Source organism: Gemmatimonadota bacterium (assembly GCA_016719105.1).
In the GTDB taxonomy this organism is placed as follows: Bacteria; Gemmatimonadota; Gemmatimonadetes; order Gemmatimonadales; family Gemmatimonadaceae; genus SCN-70-22.
In genome coordinates this window covers 219781-242944 of the sequence record JADKAQ010000004.1, presented here as the reverse complement: position 1 = coordinate 242944, position 23164 = coordinate 219781, and the positions used below count along the sequence as shown (strand labels likewise).

Annotated in this window: 17 protein-coding genes; 15 read left to right on the top strand and 2 right to left on the bottom strand. The window is 71.7% G+C overall.

Annotated features, from left to right (window positions below; translation table 11 throughout):
• Positions 1-18: 18 nt before the first annotated feature.
• The 8 genes from IPN47_09065 to IPN47_09030 all read left to right on the top strand — a co-directional run bounded on the left by IPN47_09065 (position 19) and on the right by IPN47_09030 (position 10851).
• The gene (locus tag IPN47_09065) at positions 19-3306 is read left to right on the top strand and encodes a hypothetical protein (protein MBK9408186.1); all 3288 of its coding nucleotides are present in this window, start codon (positions 19-21) and stop codon (positions 3304-3306) included.
• On the top strand, positions 3303-5729 hold the full coding sequence (locus IPN47_09060) for a DEAD/DEAH box helicase (protein ID MBK9408185.1): 2427 nt from the start codon (positions 3303-3305) through the stop codon (positions 5727-5729). The genes IPN47_09065 and IPN47_09060 overlap by 4 nt, the downstream gene beginning before the upstream one ends.
• A gap of 16 nt (positions 5730-5745) precedes the next feature.
• Complete coding sequence (locus tag IPN47_09055) at positions 5746-6468, top strand: HAD-IA family hydrolase (GenBank protein ID MBK9408184.1); 723 nt, start codon at positions 5746-5748, stop codon at positions 6466-6468.
• 125 nt (positions 6469-6593) lie between these two features.
• Entirely contained in the window at positions 6594-7151 is a 558-nt protein-coding gene (locus IPN47_09050) for an RNA polymerase sigma factor (GenBank protein MBK9408183.1), read from the top strand.
• The gene (locus tag IPN47_09045; GenBank protein ID MBK9408182.1) at positions 7148-7960 is read left to right on the top strand and encodes a zf-HC2 domain-containing protein; all 813 of its coding nucleotides are present in this window, start codon (positions 7148-7150) and stop codon (positions 7958-7960) included. Before IPN47_09050 ends, IPN47_09045 begins: the two co-directional genes overlap by 4 nt.
• An 11-nt stretch (positions 7961-7971) precedes the next feature.
• Positions 7972-9069 carry a DUF4097 family beta strand repeat protein gene (locus IPN47_09040; protein MBK9408181.1) on the top strand — a complete coding sequence of 366 codons (1098 nt, stop codon included), beginning with the start codon at positions 7972-7974 and terminating at the stop codon, positions 9067-9069.
• 16 nt (positions 9070-9085) lie between these two features.
• Entirely contained in the window at positions 9086-9889 is an 804-nt protein-coding gene (locus IPN47_09035; GenBank protein ID MBK9408180.1) for a DUF4097 family beta strand repeat protein, read from the top strand.
• Between the two features lie 284 nt (positions 9890-10173).
• Positions 10174-10851 carry a Bax inhibitor-1/YccA family protein gene (locus IPN47_09030; GenBank protein MBK9408179.1) on the top strand — a complete coding sequence of 226 codons (678 nt, stop codon included), beginning with the start codon at positions 10174-10176 and terminating at the stop codon, positions 10849-10851.
• A gap of 93 nt (positions 10852-10944) precedes the next feature.
• Here the strand turns inward: IPN47_09030 and IPN47_09025 are convergent, their stop codons facing one another.
• Entirely contained in the window at positions 10945-11229 is a 285-nt protein-coding gene (locus IPN47_09025) for a 4a-hydroxytetrahydrobiopterin dehydratase (GenBank protein MBK9408178.1), read from the bottom strand.
• A gap of 101 nt (positions 11230-11330) precedes the next feature.
• A complete protein-coding gene (locus IPN47_09020; GenBank protein MBK9408177.1) occupies positions 11331-12719 on the bottom strand; it encodes an amidase in 1389 nt (462 codons plus the stop codon).
• A 222-nt stretch (positions 12720-12941) separates the two neighbouring features.
• Between IPN47_09020 and IPN47_09015 the strand changes: the two genes are divergently transcribed.
• The 7 genes from IPN47_09015 (at position 12942) to IPN47_08985 (ending at position 22615) form a co-directional block, all read left to right on the top strand.
• Entirely contained in the window at positions 12942-14345 is a 1404-nt protein-coding gene (locus IPN47_09015) for an SGNH/GDSL hydrolase family protein (GenBank protein MBK9408176.1), read from the top strand.
• A gap of 80 nt (positions 14346-14425) precedes the next feature.
• Positions 14426-16504, top strand: a complete 2079-nt coding sequence (locus IPN47_09010; GenBank protein MBK9408175.1) for a S9 family peptidase — start codon at positions 14426-14428, stop codon at positions 16502-16504.
• A gap of 384 nt (positions 16505-16888) precedes the next feature.
• Positions 16889-18364 (top strand): radical SAM protein, encoded by a 1476-nt coding sequence (locus IPN47_09005; protein MBK9408174.1) that lies wholly within the window; start codon positions 16889-16891, stop codon positions 18362-18364.
• A 61-nt stretch (positions 18365-18425) separates the two neighbouring features.
• On the top strand, positions 18426-18944 hold the full coding sequence (locus IPN47_09000) for a DinB family protein (protein MBK9408173.1): 519 nt from the start codon (positions 18426-18428) through the stop codon (positions 18942-18944).
• 48 nt (positions 18945-18992) lie between these two features.
• Positions 18993-19466 carry a GNAT family N-acetyltransferase gene (locus IPN47_08995; protein ID MBK9408172.1) on the top strand — a complete coding sequence of 158 codons (474 nt, stop codon included), beginning with the start codon at positions 18993-18995 and terminating at the stop codon, positions 19464-19466.
• Positions 19467-19638: 172 nt separating this feature from the next.
• On the top strand, positions 19639-20805 hold the full coding sequence (locus IPN47_08990) for a hypothetical protein (GenBank protein MBK9408171.1): 1167 nt from the start codon (positions 19639-19641) through the stop codon (positions 20803-20805).
• Between the two features lie 49 nt (positions 20806-20854).
• Positions 20855-22615, top strand: coding sequence for a hypothetical protein (locus IPN47_08985; GenBank protein MBK9408170.1), 1761 nt, complete (start codon positions 20855-20857; stop codon positions 22613-22615).
• Positions 22616-23164 lie beyond the last annotated feature (549 nt).

Genomic DNA, 23164 nt, shown 5'->3' with positions numbered 1-23164 from the left:
CGCCGGTACGGTGCGAGTGTGCTTACACGACGCCTCGCCACCGACTTGCTGACCCGCTTTGCCGACGGGCAGCCACCGCGCGACCTGCTCGGCCTGCTCGGCTTCGCCGCCGATGCGCTCCCGATCGCGCCCTCCCTCCCACTGCTCGAGGGGCTCCCCATCGACACCGCGCGCGTCGCGGTTGGCGCGGGGGGACGACGCGCGCTGCTCGTGACCGCGACGCGGCACGCGGCGCTGCGCACCGTCGTCGCCTCGCTCGCTCAGCGCCTGCATCGCGACGCCCCGCATCATCTGTGGCTCGTGATCGCCGGCGTGGCGGGGGGGGCGAGCGGGGCTCTCGCGAGTTGGCGGGGCGACGGACCGCGCCCCCGCATCAGCGCGCTGCTCTTCCATCCGGAGCGGGTCCTGGAAAGCGATGCCGAGACGCTGATGGCGCTCGAGGCCGCGGCGAGCGGCGAAGAACTCGCGGTGCACGAGCGCTGGTGCGAGATCCTCGGGCGCGAGGCCCTGTCGCATCGTTTCTACCGCGCGCTCGAGCACCATGTCCTCACGTTAGGCGAGGGGGCGCGGGGGAGTGCTTCGTCGGAGGTGCGGCGCGAGTTCGCCCTGCTCACCACCTCGCGCCTGGTCTTCCTCGCCTTCCTGCAATCGCGGGGGTGGCTCGACGGCGACGCCGACTTCCTCGCGCGTCACCTCGATCGCACGATGGCCAGTGGCGGCGAGGCGCATCGTCGCTTCCTCGATCCGCTCTTCTTCGGGACCCTGAACACGCGGGTCTCGTCGCGGGCCGCGACGGCCCGGGCCTTCGGGCGCGTCCCCTTCCTCAATGGTGGGCTGTTCGCGCGTTCGCCGCTCGAGCGGCGGCACCGCGCGTTGCGCTTTCGCGACGACGACCTCGGGGCGCTCTTCGATGACATCCTCACGCGCTACCGCTTCACGGTGCGCGAGCAGCAGCGCGAGTGGAGCGAGAGCGCCATCGACCCCGAGATCCTCGGGCGGGCCTTCGAGTCGCTGATGGCGTCGCGCGAGCGGCGCGACAGCGGGTCGTACTACACGCCGCATGCGCTCGTGGCCCGGGTCACCGACGCCGCGCTCGCGCACGCGCTCGAGGCGGCGCAGGTCGTCCCCGACGCGCACGAGGCGCTGCGCGCGCCATCCCGGCTGTCCGATGCGGAACGAGACGCCGTCCGGCGCACCCTGCTGTCGTGGCGCCTTCTTGACCCGGCGTGCGGCTCGGGTGCCTTTCTCGTCCACGCGCTCGAGCGCGTCGCACACCTCGCATCGACCCTGGGCGATCCGCGCCCCGCCGCCGAGGTGCGACGCGCGGTGCTCACCCAGTCGATCTTCGGAGTCGACCTCAACCCGATGGCCGTCTGGCTCTGCGAGCTGCGGCTCTGGCTCTCGGTGGTGCTGGACCTCGACGTCTCCGATCCGCTCGAGGTCCCGCCGCTCCCCAACCTCGACCGCAACGTGCGCGTGGGTGACGCGCTCGACGGCGGCGTGGTGGTGATGGGAGACCCGCATCGGCAGGAGGCAGCGCGCGCACATCCGCACCCGGCGCCTAACGGGGCGGCGCTCCGCGAGCGCTACGTGCGCGCCACCGGGCGGCGCAAGGTCACGCTCGCCCGGGTCCTCGACCGCGAGGAGCGGCGCGCGGCGCGTGCCGAACTGGAGCGACAGCTCGAGCGCGCGTCGGTGGCGCGGCGCGCCCTGGTGCGTGCGGCGCGCGGGCGCGACCTGTTCGGCAACCGACGCGGGGCCGTGGGCGACGAACGGGCCGCCCTGGCCGAGTTGCGCACGCGCACGCGGGGCATCCGTCAGGCACAACGCACGCTCGCCCGCGGCGGCGCCCTCCCCTTCCGCTTCGCCTCGCACTTCGCCGATGTCGCGAGCCGCGGCGGCTTCGACCTCGTGGTCGGCAATCCGCCTTGGGTGCGCCTGCATCGCATCCCCCCCGACCGTCGCGACGCCTTCCGCCGCGAGTTCGTCGTCTTCCGGCAGGCGGCGTGGCAGGCGGGGGCCGCCGCCGCCGGGGCCGGCGCCGGCTTCGCCGCGCAGGTCGACCTCGCCGCGCTCTTTGCCGAACGCGCGCTGGACGTGCTGCGTCCCGGCGGCACGCTCGCCCTTCTCCTCCCGCTCAAGCTCTGGCGTTCACTGGCGGGCGGCGGCGTGCGTCGGCTGCTGGGGACCGCGCATGAGTTGCGCCTGCTGGAGGATTGGTCCGAGGCTCCGGCCGCCTTCGATGCCGCGACGTACCCGTCGCTCGTCGTCGTGCGTCGCCTGGCGCCCGCTGAGGCGCCTGCTATCGCGCTTGCCCAGGCGCCCGCCGAGACGCCCGCCCCGTTCGGGGCCTCCTCGCCGGCGCGCGCCACACCGACCGTGCAGCTGGCGGTGCACCGGCGCGACTTCGCCATCCAGTGGTCCTGCAGCTGGCGAGAACTTGCCTACGACGCGTCACCGGGCGCGCCGTGGCTCGTCCTCCCTCCCCCGGCGCGCGCCGCCTTCGCCCGACTCTCGGCCGCCGGCCCGTCACTCGCCGAGAGCGGACTCGGTCGACCGGCACTCGGCGTCAAGTGCGGGTGCAACGATGCCTTCCTCGTCGACGCGCTCGCCAACGGCGGCGTGCAGGCCGTCATCCGGGGCGCCGGACGCGAGGCGAGCATCGAGGCCACCCTGCTGCGCCCGATCCTGCGTGGCGAGCATGCCAGGGCATGGACGCCGACCGCCAGCGCCGAACGCATCATCTGGACGCACGACGAGGTGGGGCGCCCGCTGGCGACCCTCCCCCCGCTCGCGGCACGCTGGTTCGCGCGTTGGCGGGGCGACCTCTCGCGCCGGACCGACCTGCGCGGCACGCGTGCCTGGTGGTCGTTGCATCGCATCGACGCTGCGGGCAACTCGCGCCCGCGCGTCGTCTGGGCCGACATGAGTCGCGGCCCACGCGCCTGCATCCTCCCGGCGCATTCGCCGGTCATCCCGCTCAATACCTGCTATGTCGCCACGTGCCGCGACGATACGGATGCGGCCGCACTGGCGGCGCTCCTCAACTCGCCGCTTGCCGCCGCCTGGCTCGACGCGCTCGCCGAACCGGCGCGCGGCGGCTTCCGTCGCTACCTCGGCTGGACCGTCGCGCGCCTCCCCATCCCGGCCGACTGGGTCAGGGCCCGGGAACTCCTCGCCCCACTCGGGATGCGCGGCGTCGCCGGCGCATCGATCAGCAGCGACGAACTGCTCGACGCGGCGGTGTCGGCGTATCGCGTGCGCCCAGCCCTGGCGCGCGCGCTCGTGGAATGGACCTGGCGATGATCGACACGCCCGGCGCCTTCTTTCAGCACTGCCTAACGCTTTTGGGAGGCGTTGCCGTCGCCGAGGGCCCGGGGGAACGTGACGCGCGCGCCGGCACCGTCACGCTCCATCCGCACCAAGTCGAGGGGATGCACCGACTCCTGGCGATTCTCGCGCGCCACGGCGGTGCCCTCCTCGCCGACGAGGTCGGCCTCGGCAAGACCTACACCGCGCTTGCCGTCGCGCGCCGCCACTCCTCGGTGCTCGTGGTGGCGCCGGCCGCCGTGCGCGAGCTCTGGCGCGAGGCGGGGCGACGGTGCCAGGCCGAGATCACCGTCGCGTCGTATGAGCAGCTGAGCGCAGGGCGCGCGCCGAGGGCCGCAGGATGGGATCTCGTCATCCTCGACGAGGCCCATCGCGCACGCTCGCCGGCGACGCGGCGCTATCGTGCGCTCACGCACCTCACGCGCGGGGTGCGCGTGCTCCTGCTCACCGCCACCCCGATCCACAACCGGCGCGCCGACCTCGACGCACTGCTCGCGCTCTTTCTCGGTGCCGGCGCCGCCACGCTTGACGACGCCTCCCTGGGCGCGCTCGTCGTCAGGCATCGCGTCGGCGACGTGGGCGTTCGCCTCCCCGCACTCGGCGCGACGGTGCGCCACGACGTGCCCCCCGCCCCTGCCGTGCTGGCGGCGCTGCGCGCGCTCCCGCCGCCGCTCCCGCCCGCCGACGGCGGCGTGGCCGAGTCACTGGTGGTATTGCAGCTGACGAGAGCGTGGTGCTCCAGCGATGCGGCGCTGCTCGCCGCAATCCAGCGTCGCCTCGCCACCGCCACCGCCCTCGAGCACGCCCTCACCTGCGGCCGTCTCCCCGATCGGCGCGACCTCGTCGCGTGGACGGCAGCCGACGACGGGAGCGTACAACTCGCCTTCCCGCAGCTCATGGCGGCACCGGCGCCGGCGCCCGACACCGCACCTCTGCTCGACCTCGTGCGGCGACACGCCGAAGGGCTGCGCGCCGTGCGCACCCTGGTGCGCGGTGCCGCGGCACGGGACGACGCGCGATTCGGCAGGATGCGTGCGGTCCTGGCGTCGTGCGGCGATCGACAGGCGGTGGTCTTCACGCACAGCGCCGAGACGGCCGAGGCGGCGTATCGCGCACTCCGCGCCACGACCCGCGTGGCGCTCCTGACGGGGCGTGGCGCCTGCATCGCCAGCGGGCCGGTGACACGGCAGGAACTGCTCGCGGCGTTTGCCCCTGGCGCTCGAACGTCGCGCGACGACATCGCGCGGGTCGATGTGCTCGTCGCCAGCGACGTCCTGAGCGAGGGTGTCGACCTGCAGGGCGCATCCGTCGTGCTCCATCTCGACCTCCCGTGGACCGTCGCACGCTTCGAGCAGCGACTGGGGCGCCTGCGTCGCATGGGGTCCCCTCACGATGCGGTGGAGTCGCACCTCGTCGCCCCGCCGGTCGACGCCGACGAACTCGCCCTCACGCTGCATCACCTGGCGCGCAAGGCGCGCCTCGTGCTCGACACGGTCGGTCACTCCTCGATCCTGCTCGGTGCCGAGGCGTGGGGAGACGTCTCCGTCAGGAGCAACGCCCGCGCACCGCTCGCGGCGCGGCACCTTCTGCTGGACCTGCTGCGCCGGCTCGCCCGTGCCGTGTGCGAGGGACCGCCGCCGGGGATGGAGGCGGCGCGCGACGCTCGTGCCGCGCGCGGAGCGAAGGCCGCGCTCGACGACCGACGCGACCCGCACGCCGACCACGACACGCCGTTGCTGCGCTGGCACGTGCACGGTCTCTCCGCCCCCCAATCGTTGGCGATCGTCTCGGTCGGCCGAGATCCGCAGCTCGTCTCTGCCAGCGCAGCGGGGGTGACGATCGCCCCGGACGAAGTCGTCCCTCAGCTCGAGGCGCTCCTTCCGATCCTGACCTCGCCCGATCCCCGCCCATCCGCGCCGCCGACAGGCGTCAGCTGCAACTCGCGCGAGCCGTCGACCGCGAGGCTGCTCCCGGTCGAGCGCGCCCTCTTCCACTGGTGCGCACAGCAGGCCGCCCGGCACCAGCTAGCCCCCGACGCCGCACACACCTCGCGGGGACATCGGCGACTCCTGCGAGCCCTCGGGGCGGTGGTTGCCCGCGCGCCGCGGTCCCAGCGCCCGGCGGTGGCCCGTTGTGCAGCTGACGGTCGCCGACTCGTCATGGCCCGATCGGGCGCCGGCATCGAGCAACTCATGGAGGCACTTGCCGCAGAGGCCCCCCCACCGCCGCACGCCCGGGCGCCCGACGACCGCGCCTGGCTGGAGCGCGTCGTCTCCTCCCTGCGCGACGTGGCCCCCCCGGCCCCCCTCTCCCATCCGGTGTCCGCCAACCTCTCCGCTCCGGACCACGTTCGCCTCGAGGCCGTCCTCACCCTCCTTCCCGACGGCGCCGGCGCGTGAGCTATTCTTCGCCCCCATGTCCTCCCCCTCCACGCGGCCCACTCCGGCCACCGCACCCGACGTCTCCCCCCCGCGTCGCCACCCGGTCGTCCTCTTCGACCTCGACGGCACCCTCATCGACTCCCTCGAACTACTAGTCGGGGCCATGCAGCACGCCTTCGACTCACGCGAGGGACCACGCCCGACCGTCGAGCAGTGGGTCGCCACGATCGGACGCCCCCTCATGTGGCAGTTCGGCCAGTACGCGACCGGTGAGGACGACCTGCAGCAGCTGGTGCGCACCTATCGCGCCTTCCAGTACGAACACCACGACCGCCTCACCCGCACCTTCGACGGCATCCCCGCCCTGATCGAGCGCCTCCGCACCGCCGGCCACCCGCTGGGCGTCGTCACGAGCAAGGCGGACCACCTCGCCAACCGCTCGCTCGCCTACGTGGGGCTCGCGCCATCCTTCGATGTTGTCGTGGGCGCCGACCGCACCACGAAGCACAAGCCCGATCCCGACCCGCTCTGGTTCGCCCTCGCGGCGCTGGACGACCGCCCCGATCGCACCGTCTATATCGGTGACTCCCCCTTCGACGTCATGGCCGGCAACGCGGCCGGCACCGTCACGATCGGTGTCACCTGGGGGGCCGCGACGCACCACCAGCTCCTCGAGGCCTCGCCGACGCACGTGGTCTCCTCGGTCGGCGAACTCGACACCCTTCTGGCAAAACTCGGGAGCACCCTCGCCACGTAGGGGGACCAAGAGGGGGGACGCCATCCTCGGTCGTCCCGTCTTCCCCCCATTCAAACCTTCCGGCCGTCGCCGCTATCTCACCCAGTGAGCAAACGACGACCGGTTCGATCGTGACGGTGGCATCCCTGGAACCAACCCCCCTCCCCGTAGCGACCGACGCCTCCGACGTAGCCCTGGCTGCCCAGGCTGCGGCGGGCGACCGTCGGGCGTTCGAGCGGCTGTATCGCTCGCACGTGAACCGCGTCTTTGCCGTCTGCGCGCGCATGGTCCACGACCGCACGCACGCCGAGGAGCTCACGCAGGACGTCTTTGTCCGCGCCTGGGACAAGCTCTCCCTCTTTCGGGGAGACTCGGCCTTCGGCACGTGGCTCCACCGGCTCGCCGTGAACGTGGTCCTGAACGCGCGGAAGTCCGACGGACGGAAGCACGCACGCTTCGAAGACGATGGCGACGCAATCGACCAGCTCCCGCAAGGGAGCTCGGCCTCGACCCCCGGCGCCTCGATCGACCTCGAAGCGGCGATCGCCCTCCTCCCGCCAGGCGCACGAAAGATCTTCGTGCTGCATGATGTGGAGGGCTACAAGCACGAGGAGATTGCGGGGATGCTCGGCATCACCGCTGGTGGCAGCAAGGCGCAGCTGCACCGCGCCCGGCACCTGTTACGAGAGGCCCTGAACCGATGACCAACCGCAACCTGACCTGCGCCGAAGTCGACGAGCGCCTCGGGGACTACCTCGAGGGAGCGCTGGACGACGCGTCGGTCGCCGACCTCGAGTTGCACCTGTCGGGGTGTACCGCCTGCACGGCGCTGGTCCACGACTTCGAGCGCATCACCCGCGACGCCGCCACGCTCCCCGCGCTCACCCCGTCGCACGATCTCTGGCCGGCCATCGCCCAGCGTCTCGACACGCCGGTGGCCGACCTCGGCGCGCACGCCGCCGCGCGCGAGGCCGCACGCCCCGGTCGCCAGGCGCCATCGCGCTGGCATCGTCTCCGGCTCGGCGCCGTCGCCGCCGGCCTGATGGCGATCACCGCCCTCTCGACCTACGTCCTCACCAGCCGTCGTCAGGCGCCGACGCTGGCCGCGAATCCCGCGACCGACAGCGCCCCACGGACGCCCGACCAGACCACGTCGTCGCTCTCCCCGGCCGCGGCCGGCGTAGTGGCAGCCGATCCGGTCCTTGCCGCCACGCCGTCGGCGGCGTCCGCGACCCCGGTCAGCCGGGCCGAACGCCTTCCGGCGCGTGAGACCTACAACGCGGAGATCTCCACCCTCCGCGGCGTGCTGGCGGAGCGTCGGAGCGAACTCGATCCGCGCACCGTCGCCGTCCTCGAATCCTCGATCGCCACCATCGACTCCGCGATCGCCGAGGCCCGGCGCGCGCTCGAAGTCGACCCCGCCTCGCGTTTTCTTTCCACGCAGCTCAACAAGGCGCTGGAGAAGAAGCTCGGCCTGCTCCGCACCGCCGCCCTTCTCCCGTCCCGCACCTGACCACCACGCCCATGCCACGTTCTCCCGTTCTCCTCGCCCTCGCGCTGGCCACCGCCCTTCCGGCGACGCTCCACGCGCAATCGTCCGAGCGTTCCATCGAGCGCATGGCCGAGAACATCGCGGCCGCCGCCGAGCGCATGGCCGCCCGCGTCGAGAAGCACGCGACGCTGATGGCCGAGCGCATCGAGCGTGAGATCGAGCGCAAGCGCAAGTCGGATCCCAACTGGAACGGGGATGACGACACCCGCGACCGCGCGCGCCGCAACGACGACGTGCCGCAAGGTCGCTCGCGCGTCGACACCACGGTCGCCTTCTCTGCCGACGGGACCATCGACCTCTCCAACATCTCGGGTGAGATCGTCGTCACGGGCTGGAGTCGCCGTGAGGCGCAGATCAAGGCCAGCTCCGAACGCGGGCGCCTGGAGCTCGACGTGTCCTCGTCGCGCATCACGCTCGAGGAGGAAGGGCGCGGCTCGATGTGGGGCGGGAGCCGCCGCGGTGACTCGCGCTACGAAGTCTCGGTCCCGCGTGGTGTGCGCGTCATCGCGCGCAGCATCTCCGGCGACGTCATGGTGCGCGGCACCGGCGGCGAGGTGGAGGCCGGCTCCACCAGCGGCGACGTGCAAGTGGAGGATGCGGTGCGCCGTATCGAGCTCACCTCGGTCTCTGGCGACGTGACCGCGCGCCAGCTCAAGGGCACGGTCGAGGCGACCTCGGTGTCCGGCAGCGTCGAGTTGGACGCGGTCGATGGGGACCTGCACGCGAACACCACCAGCGGCGACATCACCCTCTCCGGGATCACCTCGCGCGACGTCGAGACCTCCACGACCAGCGGCGACATCACCTTCGCCGGCGACATGGCGACCGACGGGCGCTACGAGTTCCACTCGCACTCCGGCACCATCGAGTTGAGCATCCCCGGCTCCGCCAACGCCCGCTTCTCGGTGGAGACGTTCAGCGGGGAACTCGAGTCCGACTTCCCGATCACCCTGCAGCCGGGCGACCGTTCGTCGCGCCGCCCGCGCCGCTTCGAATTCTCCGTCGGCAACGGCGGCGCCCGCATCATCGCCGAGACCTTCAGCGGCGACCTCGAAATCCGCAAGCGTTAGGCATAGGAGACGCCCCGTGACCCTCGCCCTCAAGCACGCCCTGCTCGGCACCCTGCTGGCCGCCGCCCCACTCGCCGTCCCCGTCGCATCGCTCGATGCACAAGGGACGCCCGACTTCTCGTGGGAAGGGCGCATCCCGCGCGGGCGCTGGCTGTACGTCCGCAACCTCAACGGCGCCATCCGCGTCGACCGCGCCTCGGGCGACAAGGCCGAGGTGATCGGCGAGAAGCGCGTGCGACGCGGTAGCGGCGACGCCGTCCGTATCGAGGTGAAGAAGCTCGCCAACGACGACATCCTGATCTGCGCCATCTGGAACGAGAACACCACCTGCGACGAAGACGGTTATCGCACCCGCGGCAACGACGGGTGGAATCGCCGGAACGAGGTCTCCGTGGAGTTCACCGTACGACTGCCCGAGGGGGTCAAGCTCGTGAGCAGCTCGGTCAACGGCTCGCTCCGCATCGAAGGCGCCACGTCCGAGGTCGAGGCGAGCACGGTGAACGGTGGCATCCTCGCCTACACCTCCGGCGGTCCGGTGCGCGCCAGCACCGTCAACGGCGGCATCGAAGTCCGGATGCGTGAGACGGGGACCGAGGATCTCGACTTCGAGACCGTCAACGGCTCCGTCGAGATCGAGCTCCCGGCGGGGCTCAACGCCGACCTCGACATGCGCACCGTCAACGGACGCGTCTCCTCCGACTTCCCGCTCACCCTCACGGGGCGTATCAACCCGCGGCACATCCGCGCGACCATCGGGAAGGGCGGACAGCGCCTCAAGGTCTCGACGGTCAATGGCTCCGTCGACATCCGGAAGATGTAGGGCGGTCGGCCTCACGCCGTTTCGCCTCACGCGCGCCCCCAGCGCACGAACGCCGGCCCCCACTGGGCCGGCGTTCTTCGTTTCCCCAAGGGGCACTCGGGTGTCGCTGCCCGCCTTCCGATCGTCCCCGGGGGGGCGACCCGGGGGCGGACCGCTCATCGGCACGGGGGGTACCATCACGCCGAGCCCGCCACGCCGAGTCCGCGGCCTGATCACCCTCGCGCTACCTACTCGGGATCCTCGCACTATCTTTACGCCGTCCATTCCCTCTGCAGGAGACTGACATGGGCATTTCTGCCCGCCCGTATCCGGGCGTCGTAGTCCGCACCGGGGCCGAGCGCGCGACGCTCGTGCGCCGGACCTACAGCCTCGTCTTTGCCAGCATCCTGGTGACGATCGCCGGCGCCGCCTTTGCCATGTCGCAGCCCGCGATCATGCAGAGCGTCGCGCGGCATCCGTTCATCACGATGATCGGCATGTTTGCGCCGCTCATGCTGGCGCTCAAGTTCCGCGAGGCCTTCCCGGCGAACCTCGGCCTGGTCTTCCTGTTCACCTTCGTGGAAGGGTTGGCCATCTCGCCCATCCTGTACGTCTACGGGCGCAACAGCCCTGGGGTGATCGGCCAGGCGGGGATGCTCACCGCCAGCGCCTTCGGTGTCCTGACGCTCTACGCCTTCGTCTCCCGCCGCGACTTCTCGGCGATGGGGGCGTTCTTCACCGTCGGGCTGTGGGTCCTCATCGCCACGTCGCTGCTGAACCTCTTCTTCCAGAACCAGACGGCGTCGCTCTGGCTGGCTGGCGCGACGGTGCTCGTCTTCAGCGGGCTCCTGGTCTTCGACACCTGGCGCCTGCGGAACGTCTTCGGCCCCGAGGACTACGTCCAGGCCGCGGTCACGATCTATCTCGACCTGCTCAACATGTTCCTCGCGATCCTCAGCCTGCTCGGCGGGCGGCGCGAGTAAGCGGGACTGGCTCCATGTGCTGAACGACGACGGCCCCGGTCATTCGACCGGGGCCGTGCTGTTTGCAGCGGACGCGTGTGCGCGGCCTGGCGCTCAGAGCGCGTCGAGCGCGCGGGCCAGCGCGAGGTCCTTGGTGGTGATCCCGCCGCTGTCGTGCGTGGAGAGCGTCACGGTGATGCGGGTGTAGCGGATGTCGATGTCCGGATGGTGGCTCATCGACTCGGCCGCATCCGCGGCGCGTCGTATCCAGTCGATCCCGGCGGGAAAGGCAGGGAACGTGTAGGTCTTCACCAGCGTCCCTCCACGCCGTGCCCATCCCGGCAGGGAGCCGAGTTCGCGCTGGATTTCAATGTCGGAGAGCAGGGGTGACGCGGGCATGGCGGTCACTCACGGTGCGAAGGAAGGGGCAACACGGCTCAAAGATACAACGGCCGAGCGACGCGGCGGTTGCGATCACCGCGTCGCCGAGTGGGGGTCGCCTAGCGGGCGATGGGGGGGCGGCGCTGGTGCCAGTGCGTCTCGCGCTGGAAGGCCGAGGCCATGGTCAGCACCACCTCGTCGCCGCCTTCTGGGCCGAAGAACTGCAACCCGATCGGCAGCCCCTTGGCGAGGCCGCAGGGGACGCTGATGGCGGGGAGCCCGGCCAGGTTCTGCGGAGCATTGAAGCGGGTGAACGCTTCGACCGTGTTCTCCTCCTTGCCGTCGATGTGCACGAAGTCCTCGTCGACGCGCGGCGGGAGCGCGGGGAGCGTCGCGCCCACGAGGACGTCGACCTCGGTGAACGTCTGGGCGAAGGCCGCCCGCACCGCCTCACGCTTGGCCATCGCGTTGAGGTAGTCGAGCGCGCTGTGCTTGTAGCCCCCCTCGAGGCGCTTGCGCACCAGGGGGCCGTAGGCGGCCGGGTTGTGCTTGAGGTAACGATCGTGGTAGGCGATCGCCTCGGACGCCGTGATGATCCCCGACGCCTCCTGCGCCCCGTCGAGGGCGGGGATGTCGACGTCGCGGATGTCCTTCACCAGCGGGCGCAGCACCTTGAGCGCCTTGTCGATCGCCTTGCCGATCTCGCCGTCCAGGTCGCGCAGGTGGTACTCGGAGACGCCGAGCACGATCCCCTTGCTGCTGGTGCGGAGCGCCTTCACGAAGCGTTCGAGCCCCGGCTTGGTCCCGGTCATCACGGCGACGAGGAGCGCGGCGTCGGCGACCGTGTGGGTGATGGGTCCCACGTGGTCGAGCGACGGCGACAGCGGGACGATGCCGTCGTTAGGCAGGAGTCCGTAGGTCGGCTTGAACCCCGTCACCCCGCAGCAGGCCGCCGGGATGCGGATCGACCCGCGCGTGTCAGTCCCGATCGATGCGGCGCAGAGCCCGGCCGCCACCGCCGATGCCGACCCACCGCTCGACCCGCCCGCCACGTGCTCGGCGTTCCACGGGTTGCGCGCGGGGCCGAAGTGCTCGTTGGCCGAGGTGACGCCTAACGCCACCTCGTGCAGGTTGGTCTTGCCGATGATGATCGCGCCCGCCTTGCGCAGGCGCTTGACCACCGTCGCCTCGTCGCCCGCCGGGATCCCGTCGCCAAAGACCCGGGAGCCCGCCGTGGTCGGCGCGTCGCTCGTGAGGATCAGGTCCTTGATGGCGATCGGGACGCCGGCCAACGGGCCGGGGTCCTTCTTCGCCGCGACCAGCTTCTCCACGCGCTCGGCGGCCTCGAGGGCCGCCTCGCCGCTCACCGTGATGTAGGCGTTGAGCGAGGGATTGTGGCGGCCGATGGCATCGAGGATCTCGCGCACGAGTTCGACGGGCGATGCCTGTCGGTGCGTGACGGCCTTGGCGATATCCTGAAGGTCCGTGAAGGGCGTAAGTGCGGACATGCGGTTGTTGAGCGTCGGTGCGGGCAGCCGTACGTTTGGGGCGCGACCAGTGGGGTCGCGCACCGGCCAGGGGCGAGTGACTCGGTCCCGCGCCGGGCCACCCGCGAGGGAAGCACCGAGCCACGGGAGCCCGAAGCACCTGTCGAGGCGCGGGCCGCCCGTGAAAGATGATCGGTCCGCCTCGTTCCGGCGACTCATTTCCTCAATTTCTTCGCCCGCGCCGTGCCCCCTCTCCTCACGCACCAGGCGCCGGCGTACCTCCCGGCGCGGCGCGCCCCTCTCGCGTTCGCCCCGCCGCTCCGACGCGCACGCGCCGTCTTGCTCGCCGTCGCCCTCGCCGCACTGGCGGCTCCCGCCCAAGCACCGGCAGCTGCGCCCCCCCGCGACGTCGCCGCCCTGCACGCCCGGCACCTCCCCCCTCCCTCGGCCACGCCCCCGGCTCGGCCGGGGACGCCGATGCGTATCCTGTTCATCGGCAACAGCTATACGTACTTCCACAACCTCCCCGACGTGCTGGCGGCCCTGGCCGCCGGCGCCTCTCCCTCCCGTCAGCTGCACGTCGCGATGGAGGTGCTGGGGGGCGCCACGCTGCAGCAGCACTGGATGCGCGGCACCGCCCTCGCCCGCATCGAGGACGGGACCTGGGACGTCGTCGTGTTGCAGGAGCAGAGCATGCTTGGGGTACACCTCGTCGACGGTGCCCCGGCGATCAACGCCCCTCGGCTCTTTCATCGTTATGCACGCCTGTTCGACCGGGCCATCCGACGCGCCGGCGCGCGGACCGTCCTGTACTCGACCTGGCGCCGGCGGGAGGCCCCTGCGGCCCACCAGGCCGCGCTCGACGATGCCTATCTGACGCTGGGGCGCTCCATCGGCGCCGACGTCGCCCCCGTCGGCGATGCCTGGCAGCGCGTGCGGTCGGGGCGCCCGTCCCTCGAACTCTACGAACCCGACGGCAGCCACCCGTCGGCGGCCGGCACCTATCTCGCCGCCACCGTGCTCTGGGGGACCATCAGTGGCACTCCCCCAATCGCGTTCCCGTCGCGCGCCCGTGGGCGCGCGATTCGAGACCTGGGGACCGGGAGCGGCCTCGAGGATACGCTCTCCACACTCGTCGACCTGCCGGCCGAGGTTGCGCAGTACCTGCAGTCGCGCGCAGCCGAGGCGCTGCGCCAGCCTTCGCCTTCCTCGTCTCCGACGCCGGCGCCTCTCCCTGCGGACAGTGCGCACGGCGAGGCGCCGGCGCTCGACGCGCTGCCCGGGACCTGGACGGGGACGATGCGCCTCTACGATGCCCCGGTGGAGGTCACCCTGCGCATAACGAGTGCGGGGGGCACACTGCGCGCGACGTGGACGGAGCACTACCCACGCGGTGCCGGCAACCTCACCACGTCGCTGGCCGACCTCCGGGTCGAGGGAGGCGTCCTGCGGTTCACCATCGCCGACCCTCGCTTTCTCACCCCCCCGATCCGGCATCAGGGCGTGTGGCGCGCGGGGGAACTGGTTGGAGTTGCCGAGGTCGGAACCGAGGAGCAGCTTCCTCACCTGTTGGGACACTGGACGCTGCAGCGGCGCGCGCCAGACGCCGACGATCGCCGTCGGCCAACCGACCTGCCGTTGCCGTAACCGGCGCCTCGTGCGCCTCGCACTTCTCACGCACCTCGCGCGTCTCCCGCTCCTCCCCCGCTCCGCACCCGAGGTTCGCCATGCCCCGTTCGCTCCGGATCGTCTTCCCGGTGCTCCTCGCGCTCACGCAGTCCGCAGGACTCGCCGCGCAGGACCGTCGCCCCTCGTCGTTGTCGCCCGCCGACATTTTCCAGTTGGAGTACGCCGCCGATCCCGCCATTTCGCCGGACGGCGCGTGGATCGCCTACGTGCGCCGCTGGAGCGATCCGATGACCGATCGGCGCTACAGCAACATCTGGGTGGTGAAGCGCGATGGGTCGGGGCACCGTGCGCTCACCTCGGGGAAGTTCAGCGAGGACTCGCCCGCCTGGTCACCCGATGGCACGCGCCTCGCCTTCGCGTCCAACCGCGGCGGGAGCACCCAGCTCTGGGTACGCTGGATGGACACCGGTGATGCGATGGCGGTGACGAACGGTCCGCAGGCGCCCAGCGCGCCGGCCTGGTCTCCCGACGGAACGCAGCTGGCCTTCCTGCAACTCGTGCCGCGCCCGGCGCTGGTGATCGGGACGCCGTTGGCGCCGCCGCCAGGCGCCACGTGGTCGGCGCCCCCCAAGTACACCGACCGCCTCGTCTTCCGGCAGGACCAGGTGGGTGAGCTTCCCAGCGGTTTCGTGCACGCCTTCGTCGTCCCCGCCGAGGGCGGGACGCCGCGCCAGGTGACGAGCGGCGACTTCCAGCACGGCGGGCAGGTGTATGGCGGCGGCGCCGTGACGTGGAGCGCCGACGGCAACGAATTGCTCCTGGCGGCGCGACGCGGCGAGAATCCAGAGTGGACGGCACGGGAGACCGACCTGTTCGCCTTCAGCGTCGCCACCGGGGCGATGCGCCGCCTCACCGATCGTTTCGGCCCCGACCAATCGCCGGCGGCATCGCCCGATGGCGCGCTCATCGCCTGGGTCGGCTACGACGACCGCAAGCAGGGCTACCAGAACACGCTGCTGTACGTGATGAACCGCGACGGTTCGGGGAAGCGCGCCCTCTCCACCGCGATGGATCGCAGCGTGGGGAGCCCGACGTGGAGCGCCGATTCGCGCGCCCTCTACGTCACGGTCGACGACTCGGGCAACACCAAGGTCGCCCGCGTCGCCCTCGACGGGACGTGGCGCGTGGTCGCCCGCAACCTCGGCACCGGGACGTCGGCGTACAGCGGGGGATCGTACTCCGTTGCACGTGACGGGAGCATCGCCTACACGCTCAGCACCCCGTCGGTCCCGTCTGAGGTGGCGCTCGCGCCGATTGCCACCGGGGCCACGCGGCCGGCCGCGCGCGTCCTCACGTCGCTCAATGCCGACGTCCTCGCCGGCAAGACGCTCGGCGCCGTCGAGGAGATCTGGTACGAGTCGTCGAAGGACAAGCGCAAGATCCAGGGGTGGATCATCACGCCGCCGGGCTTCGACGCGAAGAAGAAGTACCCGCTCATCCTCGAGATTCACGGTGGCCCCTTTGCCAACTACGGCGACCGCTTCGATGAGGAAAAGCAGATCATGGCCGCCAACGGCTTCGTCGTGCTGTACACCAACCCGCGCGGGAGCACGAGCTACGGCGAGGAGTTCGGGAACCTGATCCACCATGCGTATCCCGGGGATGATTTCTTCGACCTCAACTCGGGGGTCGACGCAGTGATCGCCAAGGGATATGTCGACGAGAAGAACCTCTTCGTCACCGGCGGGAGCGGCGGCGGTGTGCTCACGGCGTGGATGATCGGCCACACCGATCGTTTCCGCGCGGCGCTGGCCTTCTATCCCGTGATCAACTGGGAGTCGTTCTCGCTCACCGCCGACATGGCGCCGTCGTCTGTCAACAACTGGTTCCCGGGGATGCCGTGGGACCACAAGGACAACTACGACAAGCGGTCGCTGCTGAGCGTGGTGAAGAACGTGAAGACGCCGACGCTGATCATGACCGGCGAGGAGGACTTCCGCACGCCGATGTCGGAGAGCGAGCAGTACTACAAGGCGCTCAAGATGCTCGGCGTGGAATCGGTGCTGGTGCGCGTCCCCGAGGAACCGCACGGCATTCGCCGTCGCCCGAGCCACGAGGCCTCGAAGCTCACGACGATGCAGGGGTGGTTCGAGAAGCACAAAGCACTCCTGCAGTAGAGCAGACGGGAAGACGGGAAGACGGGAAGACGGGAAGACGAGTGCGGGGAAGCGGAGCGCTTCCCCGCATTTTTTCGTTAGTAACCGGACCAGCGTTAGGCATTCACCGGGGAGGCGGCGGTGCGCACGACGGACGGCCGTTCGCTCTGCCGGTGGCACCGCCAACCAATTCCGCCCGCGCCGCGGCTCGTCCCACCCCCTCCGTCGCCCCTGCGCACCGCGGCACATGAACTGTCCGATTCCAAGCGTCGGCCAGCCAACGAGTTGCCGCTTCCGCTCCCCTCTCCCGCCTCCGGCCGCCCGTCTTCGTTCTTGCATTTTCGGGGTTTGTTCGGTATCTGTCATCGCCCCGGGGTCAGTCCCCCCACGGCACACGGTGGCACGATGCAACAGGCACTCTCCCTCTCCGAACTGCTCTCTCCGCCCCCCCGGCACCCGGTGGTGGGCGCGCAGAAGGACATCCGCTACTACGGCACCACCGCGACCGGAGTGCTCAACAGCCCCGAGAGCACGGGGATGCCCTTCTGGTCGATCAACCCCTACATCGGCTGTGCCTTTGGCTGCGCGTACTGCTATGCGCGCTACGCCCATCGCTTCGTCATGGAGCGGGCGGCCGCCGAGACGGGAGACGGGAGGCGGGAGACGGGCGTGGGTGAGGGGGTCGGCGCCGACCTGGGGCCCGGGAGCGAAGGGACCATCCTGCTCCACGGCGCCGCGGCGCTCCCCTCCCTCGCCCCATCGTCGTCCACCGCCGCACGCCCGTCGCTCGCCGCCCCGGGCGAAGAGCTCGAGGAACTCCCGCCGTGGCTCGCCTTCGAGCGGCGGATCTTCGTCAAGCGCAACGCCGCCCAGGTGCTGCGCCGCACGCTACAGGGGAGCCGCAAGTCGTTAGGCGCGGTGCGGCACGCGGAACCCATCGTCATCGGGACCGCCACCGACCCGTACCAGCCGGCCGAGCGCCACTTCCGCATCACGCGCCAGCTCCTCGAGGTCCTGGCCGAGTTGAAGCGGCTGCGCCTGGTGATCATCACCAAGAGCCCGCTCATCACCCGTGACATCGACCTCCTGGCGCGCATCGCCCAGCGCTCGCGCCTCACCGTCCACCTCTCGCTCATCACCCTCGACCGCGACCTCGCCCGTCGCATCGAGCCGCGCGCCCCAACGCCCGAGGCCCGCCTGCGCGCCCTGCGGCGCCTGCACGAAGCCGGAATCGACGTGGGGATCAACATCATGCCCGTCCTCCCCGGGATCACCGACCGCCCCGACGCCCTCGAGGCACTCGTCAGGCAGGTCGCCGCCGACGGCGCCTCGCACATCAACGCCTGCGCGTTGCGGCTGCGCGTCACCTCGCGCCGTCGCTACCTCCCGTGGCTCGACGAGGAGTTCCCCGACCTCGCCCCGCGCTATCGCAAGGCGTACGGGAACCGCTTCCAGATCACCGACCGCTATCGCGAGGGGCTGCGCCAGTTCCTCAAGCGTGCCTGCCGCCAGGCCGGGATCCGCTACGGTTCGCCGGAGGAGCGGGCCTTCGAAGGGCCGGCGGAGCCGCGCGCCGGCGCACCACAACCGCACGGCGCGACGCCCCAGCCAGACGCGGCGCTCCTGCCGGATCCCGCACTCGGCGCCCCGCGATGGGACGCCGGACGCTACACCCCGTCGGGACCGGCGCGCGCGGGCTCGGCGTGGGACGGCGCCACCCTCCCCGCCAGCCGCACGCGCCTCCTCCCGGTGATGGAAGCATCCCCGGCCTACGGGAGCTCCCCGGCAGCCGCCGCGCTGGATGAAGGCGTGGCCCTCGCCTGCGCGCCGACCCCGGTCGGCGCCCTCCCGCCCGTCACCCAGATCGACCTGGGACTCTGACGGTCGCAGTACCGCTGTCTCTCGTTTGGTATCGCAGGCTCCCTTTACCCACCTCCCGACCATGTCCACGTCCATTGCCACCGCCCTCGTCGCCGAGTTCGACCACGAGATCGCTACCACCCGCAAGCTCCTCGCACGCACGCCGGCCGCCGCCGCCAGCTGGAAGCCCCACCCCAAGTCGATGTCGCTCGGCCAACTCGCCGGTCACCTCGCCGAGATCCCGGGATGGGGCGGACCGATGCTGCAGCTGGCGGAACTCGACCTCGCCCCCGTCGGTGGCCCGGCCTACACCTCCCCGACCTTCGAGTCGGTCGAGGCGCTCCTCGCCCTCTTCGACAAGAACGCCGCCGAGGCGCGCCCCGTCCTGGCCGCGATGTCCGACGAGGAGTTCCAGCTCCCGTGGACGATGCTCATGGGCGGCGAGAAGGTCTTCACCCTCCCCCGCATCGCCGTCGTGCGCACCTGGGTCATGAACCACCTCGTGCACCACCGCGGGCAGTTCTCCGTCTACCTCCGCCTGCAGGACGTCCCTCTCCCCGGGATCTATGGCCCCTCGGCCGACGACCCGGGTACGATGTAACCGCACGGTCCACCGCCAGCCGCAATCCACCCTCCCGCCTCCCGTCGCATGGTTCGTCCCGTCACCCGCGCCGACGCCGCCACCTGGTGTGTCCTGCGCACCGCCCTCTGGCCCGAGGGAGGGGCGGAGGAGCACGCCATGGAGATCGAACGTTTCTTCTGGTCCCCCGGCGATCCGATCGCCTGCCTGGTGGCCGAGGCGGAAGGCGGGGTGGTCGGCTTCGCCGAACTCACCATCCGCAGCTATGCGGAAGGGTGCGAGACCGATCGCGTCGGCTACCTCGAGGGGTGGTACGTCGCACCCGCGTGGCGGCGGCGCGGGATCGGCCGGGCACTGGTGGCCGCGGGCGAACAGTGGGCCCGCGAGCACGGATGCCGCGAATTCGCCTCCGATACGCCGCTGGACAATACGGCCAGCCAGTCTGCACATCGTGCCCTCGGCTTCACGGAAGCGGAGCGCATCGTCTGCTATCGCAAGTCATTGTCCAGCGACCCGGCCCGCGCGTCGCCTCCCCGCCCCTGACCTAACGAGTTCGTCGCATGGATCCCGCGCTCCCCCGCGGGCGTTCGGTTGTCTCTTGAATGTTCGGTGTATGTTCGGTCTCGGATGGACGGAGCGGCCCCGCTGCCATCCAGGCAAGCGTTAGGCGCGCCTCGCGGCTTCTCGTCTCCTCGGCTTCTCGTCTCCTGTTGTCATGTCCCTGACCGCCCTCCGCGCGCAACTCGCAGCCGTCCTCGCGCCGCCCCCGCTCCCCGGGGGCGGGATCCGCACGGGGATCGCGGCGCTCGATGCGGTGCTCTCCGACGGCGGGCTCCCGTTGGGGCGGCTGACGGAGATCGTCGGCGGGCGCGGGAGCGGGAAGACGACGCTGGTGCGGGAGGTCGTCGCCCAGGCGCTCGCAGACAAACGGTGGGTTGCTTACATCGATGCCGGGCGCACGCTGGCCCCGGCCGACTGGGCCGCACTGGCAACGACCGAACGCCTCTGGATCGTGCGCCCGCCCCCCGGGGCACACGGCCCGTGGTGCGCCGACGTCCTGCTGCGCAGCGGCGCCTTCGGGTTGGTGGTGCTCGACGGTGGAGGGGGGCTGTCACGTGGCGTCGCGGTCCGCCTCACCCGACTGGCCCGCGAAAGCAACGCCGCCTTCGTGGTGCTGCGCGATGAGGGGGACGACGAGGGCCACGGCGACGGGCGACGGCGATTGCCCGATGCCGGGGGGGTGGGCGGCGCGGTACGCCTGCGCGTGCGCCGCCGCGCGCGGGAGGGGCGCCCGGCGCCTCCTGGCGAGGGAGGGCGTTCCCGGGAGACAGCAGGCCCCCCGCGGCACCCGGGTGCGCAGGAGTGGGAATCGTTCGGACGGCGCCTCGCCGGAACACGCGAGGACGAAACGCCGGAGAGGCGCCGCGGCTCGCCCCGCACGCCGGTCGTGTTGCAGGTGACGGTAGAGAAGGGTGGAACGCATCACGTCGTGGAGGTCGGCTGTGCAATCGAAGTGGCGCGTCGCCTGTGTGCGCATTCCCAGGTTCCCGATCGGCGCGGTGTGGCAACACGCAATCGCCGCGGGGAACGGGCAACTCCTGATGCCCCCGGGACCCGACGAACAGCTCCTCCTCCCGATGGGACTGGAGAACGTGGTGGTGCCACGACGCCCCCCGCCAGCGGCGCCACCCTCGCCCACAAGCGTCGTTGCGCCGAACCGGCCATTGCCCGCGACGAGTTCCTCCTCGGCCCCCGGTATGGCGTGGGGAACGGCGGGCGTGACACGCCCGTCCCCGACCGTCCCCTCGCTCCCTCCCCGCCCGACGCCCGGCGCAAGCCCCAGCGCTCCCCCCAGCGCACCGAGCCCGGGCAGCGCGCCTAACGCTTCTTCCATCTCCCGCCTCCCGCCTCCCAGCGCTCACTGGGACGCCATGCCCATCGTCCTCCTCGACGGCCAACGGGTGCGCTCGGCGACCGCAGCGGCGGGGGCGCTCCGCATTCGTGCCGGCATGACGATCGCCGAGGCGCGGTCGCGGTGTGCCACGCTCCGGGTGGCGCACTGGGACGAGGACTCGGTGGCGCGTGCGGTGACGCGGGCCACGGCGACCTTCGTGCAGGCGAGCCCGCAGGTCACGCCCGTGGGGGGGACCCCGGGCACGTGGTGGGTCGGGGCCAGCGGCCTCGAAGCGTTAGGCGGCGAACGCGCGCTGGCCCGGCGCCTCCTGGCGCTGGCCCGGCGCTGGCACCCCGGCGCACGGGTGGGGATCGCCGACTCGTGCGTCGCGGCACGGGCTGCCACATGGGCGACGACCGGGACGGGGCGCCAGGGACGGCCCGGGAGCGACGAGGGAGCCCCCATGGAGGATGGGATCGTCATCGTGCCACCGGGCGGATGCGCCGCCTATCTCGCGCCTGCCCCGTTAGGCCTGGTGCCGATGGACGAGGAACTGCGCGACACACTGCAGGCACTGGGACTTCGCACGGTGGGAGCCTTTGCCGCCCTTCCGACCGAGGACGTCGAGCGGCGTTGGGGGAGCGCCGGCGTCGCTGCGTGGCACCTGGCGCGTGGCGAGGACGAGCGACGCCCGGTCTTGGCCCGCCTCGACGCCCCGCGCGCGGTGGCCACCGACCTTTCGCCCAGCGTCCCATCGGTCGAGCCGATCATCTTCCTCGTCCGCGCAGCTCTCGATCGTTTGGTGCAGGACCTGGTGCAGGACGGACGCTCGGCAGCGGTGGTGGCCATCACCCTCGCCCTCGACGACGCGCGTGGCGCACTCCCCACGGCGACGCATGCCCACACCGTGACCCGCGAGGTGCGCCTCCCCCGCCCACTGGCGCGCGTCATCCCGTTGCTGGAGCGCTGCCGCGCCCTGCTGGAGGAATGGCGCCTCGATGCCCCGGTGTGCGGCGTGACGGTGGCCGTGACCGCCACCGCGCCGTTGCACGGGGCGCAAGGGGAATTGCTCGACCCGGCCTGGCGTGATCCAGCCGCTGCCGATGCCGCCTTCGCCCGCCTGCGCGCGACGTTAGGCATCGAGGCGGTCGTGCGTCCGGTGGTGCGCGACACGCACCGGCCGGAACGCGCCGGCGTGTGGGAGCGCGTCGATGACCCGTCGGGAAGCGGGAGGCGGGAGGCGGGAGACGGGAGGAAGGACGGTGCGGGGGATGGCGATGCGCGCGGCGATGCGCGCGGCTCGGCCCCCTCCCCGTCTTCGGCGGTCGCCTCTCACCACAGCCCGGGTGACGTCATGTCGCGCCCGCATGCGAGCGCCGCCGGGAGCGTGGGGAGCGGAGGGATCGCGCCACACGCGACATCCGTCCCCGCATCACGTTCGCTGGCGCTGGTGCGCGAGGTGCCGCCAGTTGCAATTCCTCGCCCCTTCGCGCGCCCGCTCCCACCCTCGCTCCTGCGCGCGCCGGCGCTGCGCCAACTCGAGACGCCGGAACGGGCCGAGGTGCGCACCGCCGACGGGACCGTCACCAGCGCGCCACGCACCATTCGCTGGCGCGAGCACGTCATCACCGTGGCCCGGGCCATCGGCCCCGAGCGCCTCACCGGCGACTGGTGGGAGTCGGGCTACGCCCGCGACTACTGGCGCTGCGAGGACTCCGCCGGCACCAGCCACCTGGTGCTCTACCGCGACTGCGCCGCCCCCGACCACGCCTGGTACATCCACGGCTGGTACGACTGAGGACACCCCTCACACACCGCCACTGAGCCCCAGCGTTCGCTGGGGTGCTCGCTTCGCTCGCATCTTCTCGCCTGCCGTGTTCGTAGAGTTGCATTGCCACTCCGTCTTCTCGCTCCTCGACGGCGCCTCCGAACCGGAGGCGCTGGTGGCGCGGGCCAAGGCGTTAGGCATGCCGGCGCTGGCGCTCACCGACCACGACGACCTCGGGGGCGCGGTGCGCTTCGCGCAGGCGGCGCGGGAGGCGGAGATCGGCGGGATCCTTGGCTGCGAGCTCACCCTGGAGGCCGACGGCGCGCCGTCGCACGTGGTCCTCCTGGCCGAGTCGCGGGTGGGATACGGGAACATCGCCTCGCTCATCACCCGCGGGCGCATGGACAACCCGCGCGGGAGCCCACTGGTCTCGCTCGATACGCTGGCACGGCATACCGAGGGCGTCTTCGCCCTCACCGGGTGCCCGCGCGGGTGGGTCCCGGCGCGCATCGCCGCCGGGGATGTCGACGGGGCGTGCGAGGCGGCGGCGACGCTGCTCGACCTCTTCGAGGGGCGCCT